This window comes from Thauera aminoaromatica S2, from assembly GCF_000310185.1.
Taxonomy (GTDB): domain Bacteria; phylum Pseudomonadota; class Gammaproteobacteria; order Burkholderiales; family Rhodocyclaceae; genus Thauera; species Thauera aminoaromatica.
The window spans coordinates 15,110-33,240 of the sequence record NZ_AMXD01000015.1 but is presented as its reverse complement, the minus strand read 5'-3'; the positions used below and the strand labels follow the sequence as shown (position 1 = coordinate 33,240).

18 protein-coding genes and 1 pseudogene are annotated in these 18,131 nt (G+C 64.4%); 10 read left to right on the top strand and 9 right to left on the bottom strand.

Annotated elements, in window-relative coordinates; translation table 11 throughout:
- The 5 genes from C665_RS04405 to C665_RS04385 form a co-directional block, all read right to left on the bottom strand.
- On the bottom strand, positions 1-396 hold the full coding sequence (locus C665_RS04405) for a single-stranded DNA-binding protein (RefSeq protein WP_004301118.1): 396 nt from the start codon (positions 394-396) through the stop codon (positions 1-3).
- Positions 393-752 (bottom strand): hypothetical protein, encoded by a 360-nt coding sequence (locus C665_RS04400; protein WP_157277016.1) that lies wholly within the window; start codon positions 750-752, stop codon positions 393-395. The genes C665_RS04405 and C665_RS04400 overlap by 4 nt, the downstream gene beginning before the upstream one ends.
- A 9-nt stretch (positions 753-761) precedes the next feature.
- The gene (locus tag C665_RS20090; protein WP_004301115.1) at positions 762-986 is read right to left on the bottom strand and encodes a helix-turn-helix transcriptional regulator; all 225 of its coding nucleotides are present in this window, start codon (positions 984-986) and stop codon (positions 762-764) included.
- 573 nt (positions 987-1,559) lie between these two features.
- Positions 1,560-2,819 carry a tyrosine-type recombinase/integrase gene (locus C665_RS04390; RefSeq protein WP_004301113.1) on the bottom strand — a complete coding sequence of 420 codons (1,260 nt, stop codon included), beginning with the start codon at positions 2,817-2,819 and terminating at the stop codon, positions 1,560-1,562.
- A 169-nt stretch (positions 2,820-2,988) separates the two neighbouring features.
- Positions 2,989-3,855 carry a YicC/YloC family endoribonuclease gene (locus tag C665_RS04385; RefSeq protein ID WP_004301111.1) on the bottom strand — a complete coding sequence of 289 codons (867 nt, stop codon included), beginning with the start codon at positions 3,853-3,855 and terminating at the stop codon, positions 2,989-2,991.
- Between the two features lie 91 nt (positions 3,856-3,946).
- Here C665_RS04385 and C665_RS04380 point away from each other — a divergent pair, with 91 nt between their 5' ends.
- The 7 genes from C665_RS04380 to C665_RS04350 all read left to right on the top strand — a co-directional run bounded on the left by C665_RS04380 (position 3,947) and on the right by C665_RS04350 (position 9,229).
- Positions 3,947-4,894, top strand: coding sequence for a serine/threonine protein kinase (locus tag C665_RS04380; RefSeq protein ID WP_004301109.1), 948 nt, complete (start codon positions 3,947-3,949; stop codon positions 4,892-4,894).
- A gap of 9 nt (positions 4,895-4,903) precedes the next feature.
- The gene (locus tag C665_RS04375) at positions 4,904-5,827 is read left to right on the top strand and encodes a PP2C family protein-serine/threonine phosphatase (protein ID WP_004301108.1); all 924 of its coding nucleotides are present in this window, start codon (positions 4,904-4,906) and stop codon (positions 5,825-5,827) included.
- A 9-nt stretch (positions 5,828-5,836) separates the two neighbouring features.
- Positions 5,837-6,568, top strand: coding sequence for a ribonuclease PH (gene rph, locus C665_RS04370; protein WP_004301106.1), 732 nt, complete (start codon positions 5,837-5,839; stop codon positions 6,566-6,568).
- 36 nt (positions 6,569-6,604) lie between these two features.
- Positions 6,605-7,210: an RdgB/HAM1 family non-canonical purine NTP pyrophosphatase gene (rdgB, locus tag C665_RS04365; RefSeq protein ID WP_004301104.1), complete on the top strand. Its 606-nt coding sequence runs from the start codon at positions 6,605-6,607 to the stop codon at positions 7,208-7,210.
- 34 nt (positions 7,211-7,244) lie between these two features.
- A complete protein-coding gene (gene hemW / locus C665_RS04360) occupies positions 7,245-8,468 on the top strand; it encodes a radical SAM family heme chaperone HemW (RefSeq protein ID WP_004301102.1) in 1,224 nt (407 codons plus the stop codon).
- Positions 8,469-8,555: 87 nt separating this feature from the next.
- Positions 8,556-8,807: a FitA-like ribbon-helix-helix domain-containing protein gene (locus C665_RS04355; RefSeq protein ID WP_231570724.1), complete on the top strand. Its 252-nt coding sequence runs from the start codon at positions 8,556-8,558 to the stop codon at positions 8,805-8,807.
- Positions 8,804-9,229 carry a type II toxin-antitoxin system VapC family toxin gene (locus tag C665_RS04350; protein WP_004301098.1) on the top strand — a complete coding sequence of 142 codons (426 nt, stop codon included), beginning with the start codon at positions 8,804-8,806 and terminating at the stop codon, positions 9,227-9,229. Before C665_RS04355 ends, C665_RS04350 begins: the two co-directional genes overlap by 4 nt.
- Positions 9,230-9,343: 114 nt before the next feature.
- Here C665_RS04350 and C665_RS04345 read toward each other — a convergent pair whose 3' ends face one another.
- The 4 genes from C665_RS04345 to C665_RS20085 all read right to left on the bottom strand — a co-directional run bounded on the left by C665_RS04345 (position 9,344) and on the right by C665_RS20085 (position 13,946).
- Positions 9,344-9,793: a DUF2703 domain-containing protein gene (locus C665_RS04345; RefSeq protein ID WP_245537140.1), complete on the bottom strand. Its 450-nt coding sequence runs from the start codon at positions 9,791-9,793 to the stop codon at positions 9,344-9,346.
- A 130-nt stretch (positions 9,794-9,923) separates the two neighbouring features.
- The gene (locus tag C665_RS04340) at positions 9,924-11,291 is read right to left on the bottom strand and encodes an MFS transporter (RefSeq protein WP_004301094.1); all 1,368 of its coding nucleotides are present in this window, start codon (positions 11,289-11,291) and stop codon (positions 9,924-9,926) included.
- 350 nt (positions 11,292-11,641) lie between these two features.
- A complete protein-coding gene (locus C665_RS04335) occupies positions 11,642-12,856 on the bottom strand; it encodes an FAD-dependent monooxygenase (RefSeq protein ID WP_004301092.1) in 1,215 nt (404 codons plus the stop codon).
- Positions 12,857-13,712: 856 nt separating this feature from the next.
- Positions 13,713-13,946 (bottom strand): cobyrinic acid ac-diamide synthase, encoded by a 234-nt coding sequence (locus C665_RS20085; RefSeq protein ID WP_245537139.1) that lies wholly within the window; start codon positions 13,944-13,946, stop codon positions 13,713-13,715.
- A 249-nt stretch (positions 13,947-14,195) separates the two neighbouring features.
- Here C665_RS20085 and C665_RS20080 point away from each other — a divergent pair, with 249 nt between their 5' ends.
- The 3 genes and pseudogenes from C665_RS20080 to C665_RS04325 all read left to right on the top strand — a co-directional run bounded on the left by C665_RS20080 (position 14,196) and on the right by C665_RS04325 (position 17,933).
- The gene (locus C665_RS20080; RefSeq protein WP_004301090.1) at positions 14,196-15,854 is read left to right on the top strand and encodes a (2,3-dihydroxybenzoyl)adenylate synthase; all 1,659 of its coding nucleotides are present in this window, start codon (positions 14,196-14,198) and stop codon (positions 15,852-15,854) included.
- 173 nt (positions 15,855-16,027) lie between these two features.
- Positions 16,028-16,477 (top strand): annotated as a pseudogene (locus C665_RS20075) (ABC transporter substrate-binding protein); the annotation flags it as partial.
- Positions 16,478-16,571: 94 nt separating this feature from the next.
- Positions 16,572-17,933: an IS1380 family transposase gene (locus C665_RS04325; RefSeq protein ID WP_004300513.1), complete on the top strand. Its 1,362-nt coding sequence runs from the start codon at positions 16,572-16,574 to the stop codon at positions 17,931-17,933.
- Positions 17,934-18,131: the final 198 nt, after the last annotated feature.

The window sequence follows — 18,131 nt, the reverse complement described above, 5'->3', positions numbered from 1 at the left end:
TCACGCCTCCATCCAGCTCACGTCACCCTCGAACGGATCACCCGCCGCCGCGCCGCCCTGGTGCGCTCGGTGCGCTGGCGCAGGCTTCGGCTTCTTCGGCCTCGGCGTCGTGCTGGCGATCTCGTCAGCCACCAGATCGAGGCTCGGACGTGCGGTGCCGTCGTTGCCGGTGAAGATGCCCACCTTCAGGGTGCCCGCCGCCGCCACCGATGCCCCGGTGCGCAGTTGCAGCAGCCGCGCCACGGCCTCGGCCTCGAACGCGATCAACGAGCAGGACACGCGGCCTTCATCGCCCATCGGCACGGACAGCCGCGCCAGGGCGAAGGGCTTACCGTTCTTGCCGGTGCGTTGCTGCGGATCGGCGCGCAGCTCGCCGGTGACAAGTGCCCGGATCACGGCAGCACCTCCAGCAGCCAAAGCACCACAGCCGCCGCCCACGCGCCCAGCGCGAGATAGGCAAGCGCCTCGATCAGCGCGCCGCCGCTCATGCCGCGCTTCGCCTGGATCGCCGCTTGACGAGACTTGCGCTTGGTCTTGCCTTTGAACTGCTGCGGCTCCACCGCGCCGCCCAGGCGTGCCCAGGCCAGCGGCAGATATTCGCCACGCTCGCGCTCTGTTTCACGCGAATGTTCCACGGTAGAATCGTGGTCAGTCTGATTGTTGTGCTCTGCGCCCTGGTTGCCCGCCGGGGCGTTTTCTTTTTCAGGTTGAGCGCCACCCTCGCCGCTCAGGCGATGTTCGATATTCGACATGGCTGCACCTCACTGCGACAGGCTGGCGAGCGCAGCGCGCAGATCGCCCACGCGCCATGCGGTCGAGCGTTCGGACAGCTTCACAGGGGATGGCAACTTGCCGTCGCGGACGCGCCTCCAGACCGTTGCCGCGCTGCACGCGAACAGCGCCTGGACGACGGGGATTTTGACGAAGGCTTCGTCGGGAGCAGCTTTGAAGTTTTCGAGTGCTTCAGGGGTGACTCGTTGAGCCATTGCTGGGATTCCTTGCAGGAATGCCCCGGCTCCGTCTGACAGGGTAGGAGGGCGCTACTGACACTGCTTGCAACGAAACAAGCCCCCATGATGCGGCCCAAGGGTATTGCGTCGTGTACGTTGGTGTCACATACTCCTATGGCGTTGGCCGTTTCCTAGACGATCAACGCCCCCGTCCTAGCGGGGCCGAAGCGTTGTTGATGACGTTGTAACTTGGGAGTTGCTTCGTTTTGCTGCTTCAAACAGGCCCGGTGAGAGTTGGCGCTCTCATCGGGCTTTCCTTTTGGACGGCCTCATCAGAGGTCATCCGGGGTCAATTCTAGCCATACATGCAGAAAGTTATCCACAGGGTGTCCCAAAAATTTTTATTGACTGACTAGATTTTTTGGGTTAAAGCATTTCGCCTCATTCGGCGCATTGCCTAGTCACAGCGTATCAGCGCCTTGCAGCACGGTGGTGTGTCCGCGTCCGCCGAAGGTGTCGCGCCACTACGCATCGAGCTGCATCTGGCTGGATCGTAGCGCCTACGGCGACGGCCTTCTGGACGTTTTCGCTGCACATCTGAAGGGTCCGTCACGCAGCGCCGCCACGCCGCTCGTGGATCTCCACTACTTCAGCGCCGCCGTTCTCTAGCTGCATCAGCAGCGCCGCCCACTTATCCAGTGCGACCTTCCGCTCCTCGAAGTAGTCGTAGCGGTCGTACCGCCCCTCTACGCCCTTGATGGCATGGTTGAGGCACATTTCCGCAATGTGTGGAGGCGCACCCAATTCACCCAGGTGAGTGCGCGCCGTGCGTCGTAGATCGTGGATGGTGAAGGATTCCAGCCCATGCTTGACCTTGCCCAGCGCCACATTGAGCGTGCTCTCGTTGATGTGCGGCAGCATCCTGGCCTGCATCTTCCGGGCAGGCAGCACATAGTCTGAGCCGCAGGCCAGCCGGTGCAGCGTCGTCAGCCACCCCACCGCCACGGCAGGTAGCGGTATGCGGATGGATTTGTTGGTCTTGGTGCGCTCGGCTGGCAGGCTCCACACACCCTTGCCTAGATCGAACTCGCTCCACCGCGCCGCCGTCAGTTCCTGCTTGCGCACCGCCAGCACCAGCAGCAGCTTAATCGTGAGTTCGTTTTCCACGCTGAAGCCCTTAGCCTCGCGCATGGCCTCGAAGAACCGCACCAACTCTGACCGAGACAGCGCACGCTCACGCGCAAGCTCTTTGCCGCCCGCGTCTGACAAATCGAATGCGGCAGCAGGGTTGTGCTGGATGATGTGGCGCGTGATGGCGAAGTCGAACATGCGCCGCATCCAGCGCAGCACGTCGTTGGCTATCGTTGGAGCGCCACGTTTGATGACCGCCTGAAGCACGCCATCAACGTCAGCAGGCCGAACGTCCTCCACCTTCATGCGCCCGATGCGCGGCTTGATGTCCTTCTCGATTCTGCTGCGCACGATGTTGGGGTGCTTCCACCGCCCCATGATCTTGCGTTCGAAGTAATCGTCGGCCAGCTTCGCCACGGTGATAGCGTTCGCCTCAGCCTCGATCTTTGCGACGGCCTCAGCTTTCCTGTCTTGCTTCTCCGCCGCCACGTCGTGACCGAGTTGCACCCGCGCCGACATGTTCTTCGCCTCTTGGCGCGCATCCGCCAGGGACATGGTGCTGTAGCGGCCAATCTGCATGATTCGCTGCTTGCCCTTGATGCGGTACCGAAACAGCCAGACCGGCGACTTGTCGGCGGCGCGGAACCGCATGTACAAGCCGTCACCGTCCCCCTTTTGCTCGAAGTGCTCGCCGCTCTTGATCCAGTTGCGGATTTGAATGTCCGACAGTTTTCCCATATCACCCCCGTGCACTCAGCGCATCGCCGTACTTGCACCCAAGGTGCACAGCTAGGTGCACGGCTTGAGTGTGATGTGATGATACGACACGACATCGCAAGAAACAAAAAACCCCGCGTATTCAGCGGGGTTCTCGGGGACGTGGTGCTCAGTGACTTCAGCGGAAAGTCTACTCAATATTCTGCACCTGCTCGCGCATCTGCTCGATCAGCACCTTCATCTCCATCGCGATCGCGGTAATGTCGGTGGCGGGCGACTTGGAGGCCAGGGTGTTGGCCTCGCGGTTGAGCTCCTGCATGAGGAAGTCGAGCCGCTTGCCGGCGGCGCCGGCACTCTTGAGGATGCGCTCGACCTCGTCGAGGTGGGCGGACAGGCGGGTGAGCTCCTCGTCCACGTCGATGCGCTGAGCGTAGAGCGCGACCTCCTGGCGGACGCGGTCCTCGTCCAGGCTGGCGACGGCGTCGCGCAGCTTGGCGGTCAGGCGCTCCTGGTACTCGAGCACCACCGCCGGCATGCGCGGGGCCGCCTGGGCGACGAGCTCGCGCATGCGTGCGACGCGCTCGCGGATCATGTCGGCGAGCTTGTCGCCCTCGCGCTGGCGGGTGGCGACGAGCTCGTCGAGCGCGGTGTTGGTCAGCTCGACGATCGCCGGCAGCATCTCGTCGAAGCCGAGGCTGTCGTCGGTGAGCATGCCCGGCCAACGCAGCAGCTCGTTGACCGACAGCGGCGCGGCGTCGGGGAAGCGCGCACGCAAGCCGTCCTGCGCAGCGGCGAGCTGGTCGAGCAGCGCGCCGTTGAGCGCCATGCTGCGCGGCGCGGCGTGGCCGGCCTGCAGGTTGAGGCGACATTCGACCTTGCCGCGGCCGAGGCGCGCGGAGATGCGCTCGCGGATCGCGGGCTCCGCGGCACGCAGGTCGTCGACGATGCGGAAACCGAGATCGAGATAGCGCGAGTTGACGCTGCGCAGCTCGAGATGAAGGCTGACACTACCCAGGTCTCGCGTCTGAACCGCGAAACCTGTCATGCTCTGGACCATGGGGCGCTCCGGGGACCGCGCCCGATCGGATAAACTGGGCGCCTGGATCAGGAATGAAACCGCGAAAACAGCGATTCTAGCGCTCTCGAAGATGCCGTCTCAAGCCAACTGCGCGCTGCCACCGGGGTTTCAGCTCGACCAGTACCGCATCGAGCGGCAACTGTCGCTGGGCGGCTTCTCGATCGTCTATCTCGCGCGCGACGCGCATGGCATGGCCGTGGCGATCAAGGAATACCTGCCCAACTCGCTCGCCCTGCGCAAGGAAGGCGAGACCGAACCGCAGGTCAGCGAGGAGCACCGCCTCGCCTTCCGCTACGGCATGAAGTGCTTCTTCGAGGAAGGCCGCTCGCTCGCCAAGCTGATGCATCCGAACGTGGTGCGGGTGCTCAACTTCTTCCGCGCCAACGGCACGGTGTACATGGTCATGCAGTTCGAGCGCGGCCGCACCCTGCACGACTACATCCGCAAGCACCGCGGCGAGGTCAAGGAGATGCTGATCCGCGCGGTGTTCGCGCGCATGCTCAATGGCCTGCGCGAGGTGCACGCGCACAAGCTCATGCACCTCGACATCAAGCCGTCCAACATCTACCTGCGCAACGACGGCACCCCGGTGCTGCTCGACTTCGGCGCCGCGCGCCAGACCCTGATGAGCGACCAGCCGGTGCTCAAGCCGATGTACACGCCCGGATACGCCGCGCCGGAACAATACGAGAAGGGCGCCCAGCTCGGTCCGTGGACCGACATCTACAGCGTGGGTGCGAGCCTGCACGCCTGCATCGTCGGCAGCCCGCCGCCGCGCGCGGACGAACGCGCGCAGGAAGACACGCTCCAGCCCCTGGCGAGGACCCAGGCCGGGCGCTACAGCCGGCAGCTGCTCGAGCTCGTCGACTGGTGCCTTCACCTCGACCCGCAGCAGCGCCCGCCCAGCGTGTATGCGCTGCAGAAGGCGCTGATCCATCAAGAAAACGCCCCCGAGCGTCCGGAACACTGGTTCTCGGACTTGGGCAGCCGGCTGCGCTCCTTCATCGGCCGCAGCTGAGGACCCGCCATGCGCTTCACCATCTACCAGGAAAGCCGCCCCGGCAAACGACGCGACAACCAGGACCGCATCGCCCACTGCTACTCGCGCGACGCCCTGCTGATGCTGGTCGCCGACGGCATGGGCGGCCACCTGCACGGCGAGGTGGCGGCGCAGATCGCGGTGCAGTGCATCGCCGAGCGCTTCCAGGCGGAGGCGCGGCCGCTGCTGCCCGACCCCCAGCTGTTCCTCGCGCGCGCGATCGAACGCGCCCACCACGCCATCCTCGACCATGCGCTCGACCGCCAGCTGCCGGAGGCGCCGCGCACCACCCTGGTCGCGTGCGTGATCCAGCGCGGCGCGGCGTACTGGGCGCACGCCGGCGATTCGCGACTCTACCTGCTGCGTCGCGGCCACCTGGTCACGCGCACGCGCGACCATTCGCGCACCCAGCTGATGATCGACCAAGGCGTGATCAAGCCGGAGGAGGCCCACCTCCACCCCGGGCGCAACCGCATCTATTCCTGCCTCGGCGGCAACTACAACCCGCAGGTGGAGTATTCTCCGCGCACCCCGCTGCGCGACGGCGACCTGCTCGCGCTCTGCACGGACGGCGTGTGGGGCCCGATCGACGACGACGGCCTGGTGGTGAACCTCACCGCCGGCGTGCTCAGCCGGGCGGTGCCGCGGCTGATGGACGTCGCCGAGCGCAAGGCCGGCGCCAGCGCCGACAACCTGTCGATGGTGGCGATGTGCTGGCACGACGAGAACGCCGTCGGCGCCGCGACCGTCGAATCGATCTCCACCCGCACCATGGAACTGGACGGCTTCGAGTCCCGCCTGGACCTCTCCGGCCCGGGTCCGACGGCCGTCGCCGAACTCGACGAGGACGAGATCGAGCGCGCCATCCGCGAGATCAACGCCGCCATCCACAAATTCGACTCCCGCTCCTAGGACCTCACGATGCGACCCAGCCTGCGCCAGCCCGACCAACTCCGCGCCATCCGCCTCACCCGCGGCTTCACCTGCCATGCCGAAGGCTCGGTGCTGGTCGAATTCGGCGCCACCCGCGTGCTGTGCACCGCCAGTGTCGAGGAGACGGTACCCGGCTTCCTGCGCGGCAAAGGCCAGGGATGGGTGACCGCCGAATATGGCATGCTGCCGCGCGCCACTCACACGCGCAGCGCGCGCGAGGCTGCCAAGGGCAAGCAGAGCGGGCGCACCCAGGAGATCCAGCGCCTGATCGGGCGCAGCCTGCGCGCGGTGGTCGACCTCGGCGCGCTCGGTGAGCGCCAGATCGTCGTCGACTGCGACGTGCTGCAGGCCGACGGCGGCACGCGCACCGCCGCCATCACCGGCGCCTGCGTCGCCGTGCATGACGCGCTGGTCGGCCTGGTCGCCGCGGGCAAGCTCGCCCACAATCCGATGCGCGAGTTCGTCGCCGCGGTGTCGGTCGGCATCCACCAGGGCGTGCCGGTGCTCGACCTCGACTACGCCGAGGACTCCGACTGCGACACCGACATGAACGTGGTGATGACCGAGGGCGGCGGCCTGATCGAGGTCCAGGGCACGGCCGAGGGCACCCCGTTCTCGCGCGCCGAGCTGGACGCCCTGCTCGACCTCGCCGAACTCGGGGGCCGGCAGCTGTTCGAATTGCAGCGTGGCGCGGTGCGCTCGGCCATCTTCACGGCCTGAGCCCGGCCCGCGCCAGGCTTCGCCAGGAGAACAAGCATGAGCAAACGACTCGTCCTCGCCAGCAACAACGCCAAGAAGGCCGCCGAGATGCAGGCCCTGCTCGCCCCGCTCGGCATCGAGGTGATCCCGCAGTCCGTGTTCGGCGTCGGCGAAGCCGAGGAGCCCCACCCGAGCTTCGTCGAGAACGCCCTCGCCAAGGCCCGCCACGCCTCCGCCGCCACCGGCCTTCCGGCGGTCGCCGACGACTCCGGCCTGTGCGTCGAGGCGCTCGGCGGCGCGCCGGGGGTCATCTCCGCCCGCTTCGCCGGCGAACCCAGATCCGACGCGCGCAACAACGCCCTGCTGCTGGAAAGGCTCGCCCACCTCCCAGAGCCCGCGCAGCGCCGCGCCTATTTCTATTCGGCCGTGGTGCTGGTGCGCCACGCCGACGACCCGCGCCCGCTGATCGCCGACGGCGAATGGCACGGCGAGATCCTCCCCGCCGCGCGCGGCGAAGGCGGCTTCGGCTACGACCCGCTGTTCTGGGTTCCCGAACTGGAGCAGACCGCCGCCGAGCTGGATTCGGCGCTCAAGAACACGCTCAGCCACCGCGGCGCCGCGATGCGCCACCTGCTCGACCGCCTCGCCGAGCACCCTCTTTGAGCTGCAGCGCAGCCGCAACGGAACGGATTCCGCCGTGACCACCCGCCGCATCATCCCGCTGACGCCGGCCACCGGGGCCGCGCGCGCCCTGCCCCTGCCCGAACGCCCGCAGCTCGAGGCCCCGCCGCCGCTCTCCCTGTACGTGCATTTCCCGTGGTGCGTGAAGAAGTGCCCCTACTGCGACTTCAACTCCCACGCCCCACGCGAGGGCGGCATCCCCGAGCAGGCCTGGCTAGGCGCGGTGCTCGCCGACCTGCAGCACGCCCTGCCCCAGGTCTGGGGCCGGCGGGTGCATAGCGTCTTCATCGGCGGCGGCACGCCCAGCCTGATGTCCGCGACCACGCTCGACGGCCTGCTCACCGGCATCCGCATGCTGCTGCCGCTCGACCCGCTCGCCGAGATCACGCTCGAGGCCAACCCGGGCACGGTCGAGGCCGGACGCTTCCGCGACTACCGCGCCGCCGGCGTCAATCGCCTGTCGCTCGGCATCCAGAGCTTCGACGACGCCATGCTGGCGAAGATCGGCCGCATCCACGGCGGCGAGGAGGCGCGGCGCGCGATCGAGGCCGCGCGCACCCACTTCGAGCGCGTCAACCTCGATCTCATGTATGCCCTGCCCGGCCAGACCCTCGACATGGCGCTCGCCGACCTGGAGACCGCGATCGGCTTCGGCGTGCAGCACCTGTCGTGCTACCACCTCACCCTCGAACCCAACACCCCCTTCGCCCACGACCCGCCGCCGCTGCCCGACGACGACACCGCCGCCGACATGCAGGAGGCCATCGAGGCCCGCCTCGCCGCCGCCGGCTTCACGCACTACGAGACCTCCGCCTTCGCCCGCCCGCACGAGCAGAGCCGGCACAACCTCAACTACTGGACCTTCGGCGACTATCTCGGCCTCGGCCCGGGCGCGCACGGCAAGCTCTCCAGCCACGAGGGCATCCGCCGCGAGATGCGCCACAAGCACCCGGGGCGTTACCTCGAAGGCGCGGCGCGCAGCGACTTCATCCAGGAAGCGCGCGAGGTGTCGGTGGCCGAGTTGCCCTTCGAGTTCATGATGAACGCGCTGCGGCTCACCGAGGGCGTTCCGGCGAAGCTGTTCGCGGCGCGCACGGGGGTGCCGATCGAGGCCATCACCGACGAACTGGCGCGGGCGCGCGAACGCGGGCTGCTGGACACTGCGGACGGAAAACTGCGGCCGACGCTGCAGGGTCGGCGGTTTCTGAACGAGTTGCTGCAGGGGTTTCTAAAGGACTGAACGAACCCCGCCATGCCGAGCGCACTGGATTGACAGGGCTGCACGCACTGCTGACACTGCATTCATTGCATGCAAACGGAGTCCGACGTGGCCGCACTGACGATTCGTAATGTCGACGATGCCACCAAAGCGGCGCTGCGCATCCGTGCAGCCCAGCATGGGGTGTCGATGGAAGAAGAGGCACGGCGCATCCTGCGCGAGGCCCTCTCGCGCACCAGCACACCCTCGCCACTCGGGCAGCGCTTGCTCGAGCGCTTCGCCGGCGTGGCCGGCGCGGAATTCGAGCTACCGCATCGCCAGCGGCCACGCACGCCACCCGACTGGGATGCAGGGGCATGATCCTGCTCGACACCAATGTCCTCTCCGAGTTCATGCGCCCACAGCCATCGGGTCAAGTCGTTGCCTGGCTCGACCAGCAATCCGCCCACGAGCTGCATACCAGCGCCATCAGCCGTGCCGAGATCGAGCTGGGTCTGGCCCTGATGCCACCCGGCAAGCGGCAGGCCGGGCTGAGCATGGCAGCACAGGCCATGTTCGAGGAGGACTTCGCTGGCCGTTGCCTTCCGTTCGACGAAGTCTCTGCCAGCCACTACGCACGGATCGTGTCTGGCCGCACCCGGCGCGGCCAGCCAATCAGTGTCGAGGATGCCCAGATCGCCGCGATCGCGTTGACGCACGCGATGGCGCTTGCCACCCGCAACACCCTGGATTTTGCCGAGATCGAGGGCTTGGCCGTGATCGACCCCTGGCGAGCGGATTGAGACCGGTGGCCCCGCGGACAGAGGACGAAGAGACGTTGCTGCCACGGGAGACTGATGAGGGCAAAGAGAAACCTGCCGAGCGGGTCGGGTCGCCGCATTTCGGGCGTCCGCTGATCAAGCGCCGGGACGGCACCCTGGCTGCTGGACACAGCAGCCGGACCCTTCGTCGCCGCCAGCGCCGAGGGATGCGGCCGCGGCCAGCAGTGCAGCCTTCAGGATCAGTTGTTCGGGAATCGCCTCGAAGGTCTCGCTGCCGATCTCCAGCGTCCGGCACTCCGCCCCGCCACAGACCGAGCAGCAGGTGCTCTTGCCGACGCTCGCGTCGAGCCAGTCCTCGATCGAGCGCCCGGCGATCCAGATCCGGTTCGATTCCGAAGGCATGCCCTTGAAGGCGTCGAGCGCGATCTCCCGCGTCTCCAGGACGGGCATGATGCCCAGCGGCCGCAGCACGTCCCGCAGCGTGGGCATGACCTGGACGATGGCATCGTGCGCGCTGCCGCAGCGCTCGCAGGTGTCGCCTTCCGGCGTGACGAGTCGCTGCCAGAGGATTTTCAGGGTCTTCATGTCGATCGGCATACTTAAAAAGCGGGCTCCGGAGCGCGTCTCGACGATCAGACCTTTTGCGATGAAGGGTTGACTGGGGAATATGCTGGCAGGAAGGGCAATAACCGACCACAACAGGTAAAGATCGCCCTCAAGCCTTCCTGAGCGCTTCCGCGTTATCCGGAAGAATAGCTGAGACGTCTTCGTGGTGCTCGTATGCGGACACCTTATTATCGACCAGTGCGATGGCCAGTGCCGCAAACAGGGCAGGTAGCGCGATCGCCACGAAGTTCAGTTCCAGGGGCAGGGCCATGCCGACGAGGACGCCAAGCAGGATCGGCGCGAGGATGGCACCGGTGCGCCCGATGCCGAGCGCCCAACCCAAGCCGGTGGAGCGGATCGCGAGCGGATAGAACTGTGCCGTGAAGGCATTGGTCACGATTTGCGTGCCGATGGTGCTAGCCCCGGCCAGGCCGACGACGATGAACAGCAACAGCGCAGGCATCGGCTGGCCGAGCAGGCTGATCGAGGCTGCGGCGAGCAGATACATGCCGATCAGCACCCGCTTGATCCTGAACCGGTCGGCAAGCCAGCCTCCACCCAGGGCGCCGACGATCGCGCCGAAATTGAGTACCAAGACGAAGCTCATCGCCGACCCCAGGCTGTAGCCAGCCGTGGCCATCAGCTTGGTGAGCCAGGTACTCAGGGCGTAGATCATGAACAGGCACATGAAGAAGGCCAGCCAAAGCATCACGGTGCTGAAGCCACGGCCCTCGGAGAACAGATGATGGACGGGCGCCTTGTCCGAGCGATCCTCGGCCGGGAGCGCGAAGCGGTCGGTCGCGAGCGGTCGATAGCTCGGATCGATGCGAGCGACGATCGCCTTCAGTTCCTCGAAGCGACCGACGCGCAGCAGGAAGGGCATGGACTCCGGCAGCGAGCGCAGGATGAAGGGGATGAGGACGACCGGCGCCAGCGCCGCGTAGAAGACCGACTGCCAGCCGTAACTGGCGATCATGGCCTTGCCCAGCAGGGCCGCCAGCATGCCGCCCACCGCGTAGCCGCTGAACATCAGCGCCACGAGCGTGGCCCGCATGCGGCGCGGGGCGTATTCGCTCATCTCTGCAACCACGTTCGGCATGACCCCACCGATGCCGAGTCCGGCGATGAAGCGCAGCACTCCGAATGTGACGGGATCGGTGGTCAGCCCCGCGGCGGCGGTAAAGACACTGAACAGCACGATGCAGATCGCGATCACCCGGCGCCGGCCGATGCGGTCGGCAAGCGTGCCCAGGAAGATGGCGCCGAACATCATGCCGAACAACGCCGAGCTCGCCATGAATCCGGCCTGGGTGGCGCTGACGCCCATCTCCTGCATGATTGCCGGCATCGCAATGCCTGCGACGGCAAGGTCGTAGCCGTCAAAAATGATGATCAGGGCGCACCATGCCAGGATGACGCCATGAAAACCATTGAACTTCGCCTCGTCGGCGATCTTGTGAACATCTAACTGACGCATTTTATCGATCTCTCGTGAGCCATTCGTCTGTCGGGCCGGACGCGGCGGTGCGACGCCTCGGAGGACGACGCCCGTGGCCGCGAATGCCGGCAAGTCTTGCTGCCCGGAGAGGCTCGCTGCCGTTGCACGCGCCTCGAATGAGTGTGCGGCCCGCAATTCGCGGCGCCGCAGCGAGCGGCTGGCGACGGACCCGCGCGCCGACAGCGCAGCAGCGGTCGAGAGCTCGGTTGCGCAAGCAACCAGCCTGTCTCCTCTCTCTTCTTCTTGTTGGTTTGAAGCGCGCGCCTGGCGCGGCAAGGGCCGCGTTCGCGCGCCGACCCGAGGGTGAGCGCGCGAACACAGCACTTCGCTTACAGCCAGGTGCCGCCTTGCCGCTCGCTCGGAATCTGGGTGGCCGGATCGAAGTCATGGATCCAGCCGAGGTGATTCATCATCTCCTCGCGATCCGCGAAGCGGGCATTGCGCAGGTCGGCGGCGGGGCCGTCGGGCAGGTGCAGGACATCGGCGGTCGAGATCGAGGCGAACTGCACCTTGCGGGTACGGCCGCGGCGCAGGTGCTCGTAATCCTCCAGCGCCTGCTCGAAGCGTGCCGGGCCCTTTTCGGCGAGTTGCGCCGCCAGCACCACCGAGTCCTCGATGGACTGGTTGGCGCCCTGGCCATGGTGCGGCACCAGTGCATGCGCGGCATCGCCGAGCAGGGTCACCCGGCCGCGCGTCCAGCGCCCCAGCGGCGGCCGGTGGAACAAGGCCCAGCGCTGGCTGGTGGGTACGGCGCTGATCATCTGTACTACCGCCGGGTGCCAGTCGGCGAAGCGCTGCAGCTGTTCGCCCTGCTCGGCGCCGGTCACCCACTCGCGCACCGGCCACGGCGAGGGGCTGCGCTCGACCAGCAGGAAGTTCTGGTCGCCGTTGCCGATCGGGTAATGCAGCAGATGGGCGCCCGGGCCGATCCAGAACTGGATGGCCTCGGGATCGGGCAACAGGTCGAGCATCGCCGGCGGGACAATGCCGCGAAAGCCCGAGCACCCGGAATACAGCGCATCGTCATACCCGAGCATCCAGCGGCGCACGACGGAACGCGCGCCGTCGCCGCCAATTACCAGGTCAGCACGCACGGAGCTGCCGTCCTCGAACTCGAGCACGACCTCGTTGCCGTCATCCTTGAGGTTGCTGACGCGCTTGCCAAGGTGAATGTGCTCTATGCCGACGGCGCGCGACAGGATGGCTTGCAGGTCGGCGCGGTGAATGCCCCAGTAGCGGGCGCCGAACTGGCCCTCGTAGTCCGGCTCACCACTGTGGCGGCCGATGACACGGCCGTCGCGTCCATCGCGGTAGATCAGGGTCGAGATGGAGTAGCAGACCTCGTCGAACTGGCTCCGCAAGCCGATCCGGTCATAAAAGCGTGTCGCATTAGCCGACAGCGCCACGGCCGCACCGACCTCCCTCAACTCCGGCGTCTGCTCATAGAGTTCAACTTCGATGCCATGCTGGCGCAGGGCAAGGGCGAGGGTCAGGCCACCGATACCTGCACCGACGACGGCAATCTTCCAGTCACTCGTTGTCATTCCAGTTCTCCTTCCAGTCGTGGGTCACCGTGCGCAACGGGCATCCGAAATTCAGCGCCCGTTGCGCACAGCAGTTCGTCATCGCAAGAATTGAGTCGAACTCGACACTTTCACCGCCAGGGTCAATGAGCCCTCAGGCGGCCTTGGTCTCGAGATTCCTGCGTAAAACCGACAAACACAGCTTAGGGAGGTGATTACCAGGACTCAATGGACTATTTGAGATACTTGGTATGACTGAAAGTAATAATACGGCCCGAGACGCGACGATTTCGCCTGCTGGCTAGCGGCCGGTGCACATGGCGAACAGCCCGCGCCGCCAGCGCGGACTGATCATCCCGCCGATGGCCGAGCGGAGTGCTCACGTGATGCTGTCGATTTCGGGAGGCTCGCACTGGTCGGCGATCAGGTTGCGCAACCACTAGTTGCGCCCGATCGCGATGAAAGCAGGCATGTCAGAACTCGTTGATCGACAGCCGCGGTCGCCAGACTGGATGCTTCGAATATGCGAGGTTCAAGGGATGGACCTTGGGGTGAACAAGCACTTCAGGGACGGTCGCGACAAGATTGGTGCGCTGCAGCAAGTGCTCCAGGCTCGTATGACTGAGCACCCTGAGCATCACCTTCCACCTCCAGCCCCGCTCTTCGATGATCTTATCGATACGCGCGTGCTCCCCCCTCGGTGCTGACGACGGCGTGCTCCGCCTGGAGGCTGTCCTCGAGCGACATCGCCCACCCGGCCAGTCGGCGACCCAAGGCGAAACCTAATTAGAAATGATGTTCAGCCAAGGTCACGGGCGGCTGCCACAGGCATCTGCTGTGCATATATATGCTCTTGCTGGAAGGTGTGCCATGGCCATCAACCGTGTGCAATTTCAGCGTGAACTGTCCCAGATGCCCCGCGCCGATGCCGTGCTTCCTGCTCGATCTGGATCAGAAGGAACCCGCCAAGGGCAAGCTTGGCGCGACTGCGACTGCCGTCGGCCAATAGGCGCTTGCGCCACCGGTTGCGTGCTTGCGGCGACAGCCCATCACGCTCGGAGTACGTCTTTGTGGTGATGCCCTCGGCTTCGATCGCCGACAGGTGCGACAACCAGCACCTGCTGCGCTCCGACATGCTCGCGCGCCCTGAAAAACGAAAGCCGAAGCATGGGGGCTCCCCTGTGGCTACGTGAGGATGGGGTTGGGGTAGCGCTTGCCAAGTTCCTCAGAAATTACGCGAGATATTGATGCGCGCAATACGCACAATGCAGCCAACGCGTTGAAGTAGCTCCCATAGCCTCTTACCGTGCGCACTAGTCGAAGCCCATCGGTTTCGCCGCCACTGAAGGAGACAAAAAATATGCTTTCGGGACATGTGCCTCTACCGCAGGATTTTGCAGAGCTTTATCGCAAGAAAGGCTACTGGGAAAACATCGGCGTCACGGAGATGGTCAAGCGCACGGTCGAGCGGCATTCAAATAAAGTGGCCCTAGTGGCGGGGATAAATCGCATTACCTACCAATTCTTGTATCAGGCCATTGAGCGTCTGGCCTGTAGATTTACTGAAGCAGGTTTGCGCCCGCTTGATCGGGTTATCCTCCAGTTACCCAATACGCCTGAACTCATCTATGCATATCTTGCACTCACGCGCATCGGCGCGATTCCCGTCATGGCGTTGCGGGCACATCGCGAAACCGAAATCAGGCATTTCATAAATGCTTCCGGGGCAGTGGCGTATGTGATCCCCGATCAGGTCAATCATTTCGACTATCGCGTGATGGCCGATACATTACGCGAAGAGTGCTCTAGCCTTCGGTACATCTTCGTCGCTGGCACCCCGAGAGATGGGCAAGCCTCACTCAGTGAAATGATCAATGAGGAACGAACCGCGCCTCAAATCGCGGCTGCACTGGGTTCAATCAGGGTCGATCCGACCGACGTCGCGACTATGCTCCTGTCGGGCGGCACCACCTCAATCTCCAAGTTGATCCCACGCACGCATAACGACTACGTGCTAAATGCCCGCCTCTGCGGAGAAGCCGCAAGCCTCGACGAACAGACTGTTTTCATGGCAATCCTGCCATTGGGCCATAACTACAATCTAGCCTGCCCTGGCTTTCTTGGTACGTTCTATTACGGCGGCACGGTGGTGCTTGCTCCCTCCGGTGACGCCAATGAAGTGTTCTCCTTGATCGAAAGGGAAAAGGTCACGGTCATCGCGGCGGCGGTTCCGCTAATTACAACTTGGCTGAACTCGAATACATACGAACGCTATGACCTGTCCTCGCTCCGAATCATTCAGAATGGCGGCGCACGACTTGCGCCAGAACTGCGTAAGCGAATCTTGCAACAACTTGGCTGTTTCCCACAGGAGATCTACGGTACTGCTGAGGGGTTGATCAACATGACGCGCCTTGGAGACGCGGAGCGGGCGGTTATCGAAAGCTCAGGCTCTCCGGTGTGCGAGGACGACGAGATCAAGGTCGTTGACGAATTCGGAGACGAAGTTCCTGACGGCGAAGCCGGTGAACTTGCCACTCGTGGTCCCTACACGATCCGCGGCTACTTCAATGCACCGGAAATAAACAGCGCCGCTTTTACAAAGGATGGCTTTTACCTGATGGGCGATATCGTTCGCAAAGAGGGCCGTTTTGTTTTTGCCGAAGGCCGGAAAAAGGATTTTATCAACCGCGGCGGCGAAAAAATAAGTTGCGAGGAAGTCGAGAATTTGATTCTGCAGCACCCAAAGGTATTTCAGGTTTCGCTGGTGGCCATGCCGGACGACACTTTCGGTGAGAAGGCTTGCGCATTCGTTCGCCCGCGAGCCGATGAGACCCTTGGATTCGAGGAGATTATCCATTTTCTTCGATCAAAAAAAATTGCAAGCTTCAAGCTTCCCGAGCGCCTCGAGATTATTGAAGCTTTTCCTGTAAGCCCCGTGGGTAAAATTCTAAAGCGACAGTTGCGCGAGATTATCGCCGCAAGAATTACAACAGAAAAAATCGCCGCCAAGAATTAAAGCATCCAGTGTCGCCGCAGAAAAGCCAAGGAGATTGAATTCAAGAAGGCCGATTGTCACGATGAGATTATTTTAATGAGCCTGAAGAAGTTCGGCGAATTTTTTCAGGTGAAGTTTGCAAGCACTCACGCCTTTTGCTTAACAGCCGCTCGCACGCACAAGAGGAGACAAAAATGAACAATCGCAAACGGGTACGTCTTTCTGCCACAGCACTGGGTCTTGGCTTGACGGCGCTAATGTCCTTGAGCAGCGCTAACGCTGAAGACAAAGTCAAAGTTGGCTTGATGCTTCCGTATACGGGCACTTATGCCGCACTCGGCACCGCAATCACCAACGGTTTTAGACAGTATGTGAACGAACATGGTGGTAAGCTCGCTGGACGCGAGGTAACGTATTTCGTGGTCGATGACGAGTCCGATCCAGCCAAAGCAACCGAAAATGCTAATCGTCTTGTCAAGCGGGACGAAGTCGATGTCTTGGTAGGAACAGTCCATTCCGGTGTTGCACTAGCGATGGCAAAGGTAGCCCGCGACAACAAGACCTTGACCATCATCCCGAATGCGGGCGCCGACGAACTCACTGGCCAGCTGTGCGCCCCGAACGTTTTCCGAACTTCGTTTTCAAATTCCTGAATCCGTGTTCGTTTAGCCGGAAATCCAGCCTAACGCATTGATGTAATTGTACAATTACGCATCCGACTCATTCACCCAACCGACCATGCCGCGCTTCGAAGTCAAGCAATCCGCCAAGCTCAACCTGACCTCGTACTCGGGCCTGGCGCTGATCGGGCAGTGCTGCCAGGCGGCACAGGTTCAGGCGGTGATCGACCCGAGGCTGCCAGTGTCGCAGGGCATGCTGAGCTCGGATCTGGTCAAGTCGGTGGTCGGGCTGCTGAGCCTGGGCAAGAGCGACTTCGAGGCGATCGAGCCGTTTCGCGGCGACCGCTTCTTCAAGGAAGCGCTCGGGCTCGCCAAGGTGCCCGGCAGCGTGTGGATGCGCCAACGGCTCGATGCCCGCGCGGCCGAGCTGCGCGAGCTGACCGACGAGCTGAGCCTGCGCCTGCTCGAGCGCACCGAGGCGCCGATCACGGCGCACAAGGGCTACGTCTGCGCCGACCTGGACACCTTCGTGATGGACAACTCCGACACCAAGAAGGAAGCGGTCAGCCGCACCTACCAGGGTGTCGACGGCTACACGCCGATCGCGCTGTACCTGGGCAACGAGGGCTGGAACCTCGGCCTGGAACTGCGCGCGGGTTCGCACCACTCGGCGCTGGAGACGGAGTATTTCTTCGAGCGCGCGCTCCCGCGCCTGCGCCGGGTGTGCGCCGCCGATGCGAAGCTGCTGTGGCGCGCCGATAGCGGCTTCGATAGCGCGCGGCTGCTGTTCGCGCTGGCCGACGAGCGCGATCGCTGGGCCGAACTCGGGCGTTCGTTCGATTACCTCACCAAGTGGAACCCGCGCCGCCAGGACAAGACCGCCTGGGTGGATCGGGCCGAGGCCGCCGGTGCGTTCGAAGAAGCGCGCGTGGGCAAGCGGGTGGGGCTGCTGGACCTGAAGATCGATCGTGCCTGGAAGAAGGCCAAGCGCACGCTGCGCCTGGTGGTGCGGGTGACCGAGCGCACCATCGACAAGAAGGGCCAGCACCTGCTGGCGCCCGAGATCGAGATCGAAGGCTGGTGGACCAGCCTCGATGGGGCGATGGCCGAGGTGATCGAGCTCTACAAGCACCACGGCACGCACGAGCAGTTCCACTCCGAGATCAAGACCGACCTGGACCTCGAGCGCCTGCCCTCGGGTAAGTTCGACACCAACGACGCGGTCGTGCATCTGGCCGCATTCGCCTACAACTGCCTGCGCCTGATCGGCCAGCTCGGGCTGGCCGGCGAGCTCTCGCCGATCCGCCACCCGGCCAAGCGCCGGCGCATCAAGACGGTGCTGCAGGAGGTGATGTACCGCGCGGCGAAGTTCGTCGAACACGCCCGGCGCCTGGTGCTGGACTTCGGGCGCGGCGTGGCCGCGCATGTGAAGGTGTTCACCACGGTGCAGGCGCGACTGTGCGCGGTGGCTTCGCCGTGATGCAAATCCGGCGGCCGAATTCTCCGAATCGAGGCCATTTCGCTGCGGCGGAAGGGCGACGGCCGCGCGGGAGAAGGGAAATGACATAGCGCACCCGCCGGAAGCCCGGCTCGCCGGCGCTCCGGGCCATGAAAGGACGGCGCTCGGGGCTGCGGTGAGCTGAGATTGGGAGTCAGGCAGCAGAAGAATCATGCGCTG